This window comes from Saccharopolyspora sp. (assembly GCF_017434145.1).
Lineage (GTDB): Bacteria > Actinomycetota > Actinomycetes > Mycobacteriales > Pseudonocardiaceae > Saccharopolyspora_C > Saccharopolyspora_C galaxeae.
Window position 1 is genome coordinate 1 of record NZ_JAFRFW010000175.1, and the last position, 4,360, is coordinate 4,360.

Genomic DNA, 4,360 nt, shown 5'->3' on the forward strand with positions numbered 1-4,360 from the left:
AGCGCGCCGACCAGCAGCACCGCGCTGATCAGCGCCGGGATCGCGCCGATCACCAGCAGCTTCGGCGAACGCAGGAGCACGCGGAAGCCGGTGCCGAGCGTGCGGGCACCGGTGAGGAAGTTCTGCACTGGTTCTCCTGGGACTGCTGTACCGGAGCCCCCACGCTATCCGGTCCTCCTGGAGTGAACGGACCGTTCGTCCGAACCACTGGGGCGAACAGTCCGTTCACTGAGATCCGACCGCGGCGACCGGGCCGACCGGACCAACTCCTTACCCCGGCCGGGTGATCCACTGCACTATGCCGTAACACTGGTCGGCCAGCGGGTATCGGACTCCGCACGACTCGCGACGCACCGGCGCCGCCCGAGCCGAGAAGGGGCAACCGTGTTGGGACAGCAGCCGACGATCCTCGACCGCATCCGGCACGGTCAGCCGCGCAACCGGCACCTGCGGGGGCTGTGGCGGCTCACCAAGAAGACGGTGGCCGCCAGCTCCCGGCACCGGCTCACCGGACTGGCCGGGGAGGCCGCGTTCTTCACCCTCATCTCGCTGCCGCCGGTGCTGCTGGGGCTGGTGGGCACGCTCGGCTACCTGGCGGGCGTGCTCGGCGGTGGCACCGTCGCGGCGGTGCGGAACTCGCTGGTGCACGGCGCGTCCGCGGTGCTGTCCCAGCAGGCCATCGACCAGATGATGCAGCCGGTGCTGGACGAGGTGCTCAGCACCGGGCGGGCCGGGATCATCTCGCTCGGGTTCGTGCTGGCGCTGTGGTCCGGTTCGGCGGCGCTGAACGTCTACATCGACACGATCTCGGTGGTCTACGGGCTCGGCGGGCAGCGCAATCTGGTGCGGCAGCGGCTGATGTCGGTGGGGCTGTACACGGCCGCGCTGTTCGGCGGGATCGTGCTGCTGCCGCTGCTGGCGGTGGGGCCGTCGGTGATCGCCGGGTGGTTCCCGCAGGCCGCGGTCGTGGTGTACGCGCTGTACTGGCCGCTGATCGTGGTCGGTTCGATCGCGTCGCTGAGCACGCTGTACGTGCTGTCCGTCCCGCTGCGCACGCCTTGGCTGGAGCACGTGCCGGGGGCCGCGCTGGCGTTGCTGGTGTGGCTGGGCGGCAGTTTCGGGCTGCGGATCTACCTGGACGTGACCATCGAGCACTCCCCGGTCTACGGCGCGCTGGCGGCTCCGATGGGCGTGCTGCTGTGGCTCTACGTCACCGCGTTCGCGGTGCTGCTCGGCGCCACGATCAATGCGGAGTTGGACAGCGTTCAGCCGTCCCGTGCCACGGCGCGGGCCCGTCGCGCACTCGAACTCCCCGGTTCTCCGGAAGCCCCGGAATCCCCGGATTCCTGAGCGCCCGGCGCGAAAACGACGCACAAGTCACAGCGCAGAGATCCGCTCATTTGTTAGGTTAGCCTTCCTTGTCGACTTGGAGGGAAGCGCGATGACCTCTGCCCGAACCCCGCACGCCCGGTTCGGCCGCCGTGCGTTCCTCGCCGGTGCCACCGGCCTCGCCGCCGCCGGACTGTCCGCCTGCGCCGGTGGTTCCCCCGCCGGCCGAGCGGCACCGGCGGCGCGGATCCCCAACAAGTTCGGCACCGCGGAGGTTCCCGCCGCGCCCGGCAACATCGTCACGCTGGGCATCACCGACCACGACGCGGCGCTGCCGCTGGGCGTGGTGCCCGCCGGGCTGACCCAGTGGGGACCGTGGCAGTCCGGCGTCGGCCCGTGGGTGGAGCCGATGCTGCGCGGGCAGCACCCGAAGCTGCTGGGCAGCGAGGTCGACGTGGAGCAGGTCATCGCGCTGGCGCCGGAGGTGATCGTCGGGCTGCAGAGCGCGCTCACGCAGGACCAGTACAACCGGCTCTCCGCGTTCGCCCCGGTCGTGGCGCAGCCGCCCGGCTCGATCGACTACGGCGTGAACTGGCGGGTGCAGGCCGAGACGATGGGCCGCGCGCTGGGCAAGAAGGCCGAGGCGGACAGGCTGATCGCGGACACCCAAACCCGCATCGACCGCACCCGGCAGGCCAACCCGCAGTTCGAGGGCCGCACGCACGTGACGGTGCGCACCGACTCCGCGGGCACCTACGCCGCCTACACCAAGCAGGACGCGCGGACGGCGCTGCTCGAGCAGCTCGGCCTGAAGCTGGCCCCCTCGATCGACGACCTGGACGACGGCGGCAAGTTCAACGTGAAGGTCAGCAAGGAGCAGGTGTCGCTGCTGGATGCGGACGTGGTCATCGTGACCACCGCCAAACCGTCCGACGTGGCGACGGTGCGGGCCGATCCGCTGCTGAACAACCTGCCGGCGGCCAAGCGCGGTTCGCTGCTGCTGCTGGACGACTACGACGTGACGATGGCGCTCGGGTCGGCGACGGTCACCAGCATCCCGTTCGCGCTGCAGCGGTTGACGCCGATGATCACGCAGGCGTTGCAGCGGGCCTGATCTCCACCGCTCACGCAGGAGTCCGGGCGGTGTAGGCGCGCTGCGTCGGTTGGTCCTCCAACGCCCGCCGGTCCCAGCCGCCGTTCTCGGCAGCGGCTTCGTAGCTGGTCCGCAGGAACCGCAGCAGCGTGCCGTCCGGGTCTTCGGCAGTGCGCACCGCGTCGTAGGGCAGTACGAACTCGCCGAGTTCCGGGTGGTAAGCGGCTTCGCCCGGCTGCACCGGATGATCCTGGAAACCGGCCGGTTCCGGGTAGGCGTAGGCGTAGAACAAGCCCTCGCCCGCACCGCCGGGCCAGAAGCCGCAGCTGCTGAGCTCGTGCGAGTACCCCTCCACCATGACCCGGTCCGGGCAGTTCGGCGCCCCGCCCGGATGCCGCGGTGCCGGGCGCCCGGAGAACCGGGTCACCGCGAGGTCCATCGCGCCCCAGAAGAAGTGCACCGGACTGACCTTGCCGGTGAATTCGGCGCGGAACCGGCTCAGCACGCGGTGCGCGGCCACCAGCTGGCGCCACCAAAGGTGCGCGGCCGCGGGATCGTAGGAGGCGTGCAGGGTGTCCTCGGCGAACGGCACGGCTTCTTCGATCTCGTTGGGCACCGGCTGGATCGAGGTGTGCAGGCCCAGCGCGTCCAGCCCGGCCATCGTCTCCTCGTAGAACAGCGCCACCGGTTTCGGTTCCAGCCCGACCCGCCGCTCGTCCCCGGTGGACGAGCGGATGCGCAGCACGTGCTCGCAGAAGTCGAACTCGGCGTCGAACACGCCGGTTTCGGAGGGCACCGCCGAGGTGGTCAGCCCGCGCGGGGTCACGTACAACGCCACCTGCCACCAGTGGTTCACCAGCGGTGCGTGCGCCATCCGGACCTTGCCGACGATCTGCGTCCACATGTGCAGCGTTTCCCGCGTTTCCGCCCAGTCGGCGACCCGCAGGCTCGGCCATTGCTCCATCGCGGCCTCCTTCCCCGGAGGCCCATGGTGAGTCCGCGTTCAGCTGAACGCAGCCGTCACACCGGCGGCCGGACACCGGGCAGCTTGCCCGCGCCGTTGCAGTGCGGGCAGGTCCGCCACTCGCCCATCGTCATGCCGGTCTGGGTGTCGGTGGTCGCCTGGATCAGGTAGAGCCGCGGCTCGCTCAGCTTGCGGAACCCGGCGCAGCCGAAGCACACCGTGTTCGGTCCTTCTTCGAAGCCGGGTCCGTCTTGCTCGTCGCGGTCGTTCATGCGCCCATCGTCGCGCACTCGGGTGCGCGGGGCGCAGCCCCTCGCCGCGCTCGCGCCACCGCGGGCGCCCGCATCAACTTTCCGGAAATTGCGCGATCCATTTTCCGCTAGCAAATTTCCTGCGGAAAAGACCGCCGATCGGCGGATAAACCTACCCGGTTTCGATCCGATACAACCAGGAAAGGACCGAAAACCAGGAGGCGACGAATGGGCAAACGAGACTCCGACCGGGACGGGCAGGGAAAACCGCAACCGGACAAGTGGGAGACCTGGCAAAGCGACGACGACGGCAACAAGCACGAACGCCCCGGCGGCGAGAAGAAGTAGGCAGCGGTGCCGGATTGGCGCGAGCGGCTCGCGGTGCCGCGTGCGGCCTTCATCCCCGCGGTGATCTGGGACTACGAGCCGGAGACCGACGAGTTCACCAGGATCAGCAGGGATTCCGAACCGGCGCGGTGGCGCGGGATGGTGGCCGCGGACCAGCCGATCACCACGCAACTGGACGACGGGCAGCCCGACGACGGGCAGCCGCACGACCGCACCCGCGTCCCGAGCAGTTCGTGCAGCCAGCCGTCGCTGGTCGCGGACATGCTGGACGCGCTGGACGTGCGTCCAGGGCACCGAGTGCTGGAAATCGGCACCGGAACCGGCTGGAACGCGGCTTTGCTCTGCGAACGGGTCGGCGGAACCGGGCAGGTGGTC

At 70.0% G+C, this 4,360-nt stretch carries 4 protein-coding genes and 1 pseudogene; 3 read left to right on the forward strand and 2 right to left on the reverse strand.

From position 1 onward, the window contains the following. Nucleotides 1-384 precede the first annotated feature (384 nt). Both IJH84_RS04975 and IJH84_RS04980 read left to right on the forward strand, forming a co-directional pair. Nucleotides 385-1,350, forward strand: a complete 966-nt coding sequence (locus IJH84_RS04975; protein ID WP_295140811.1) for a YihY/virulence factor BrkB family protein — start codon at nucleotides 385-387, stop codon at nucleotides 1,348-1,350. Between the two features lie 91 nt (nucleotides 1,351-1,441). After that, nucleotides 1,442-2,443 carry an iron-siderophore ABC transporter substrate-binding protein gene (locus IJH84_RS04980; RefSeq protein WP_200071894.1) on the forward strand — a complete coding sequence of 334 codons (1,002 nt, stop codon included), beginning with the start codon at nucleotides 1,442-1,444 and terminating at the stop codon, nucleotides 2,441-2,443. A gap of 10 nt (nucleotides 2,444-2,453) precedes the next feature. Here the strand turns inward: IJH84_RS04980 and IJH84_RS04985 are convergent, their stop codons facing one another. Continuing rightward, nucleotides 2,454-3,386 carry a DUF5996 family protein gene (locus tag IJH84_RS04985; protein ID WP_295140814.1) on the reverse strand — a complete coding sequence of 311 codons (933 nt, stop codon included), beginning with the start codon at nucleotides 3,384-3,386 and terminating at the stop codon, nucleotides 2,454-2,456. 56 nt (nucleotides 3,387-3,442) lie between these two features. Continuing rightward, a complete protein-coding gene (locus IJH84_RS04990) occupies nucleotides 3,443-3,658 on the reverse strand; it encodes a hypothetical protein (protein WP_200071892.1) in 216 nt (71 codons plus the stop codon). 333 nt (nucleotides 3,659-3,991) lie between these two features. On the opposite strand from IJH84_RS04990, the pseudogene IJH84_RS04995 reads away from it, so the two are divergent. Next, a pseudogene (locus IJH84_RS04995) lies at nucleotides 3,992-4,360 on the forward strand (protein-L-isoaspartate O-methyltransferase); the annotation flags it as partial.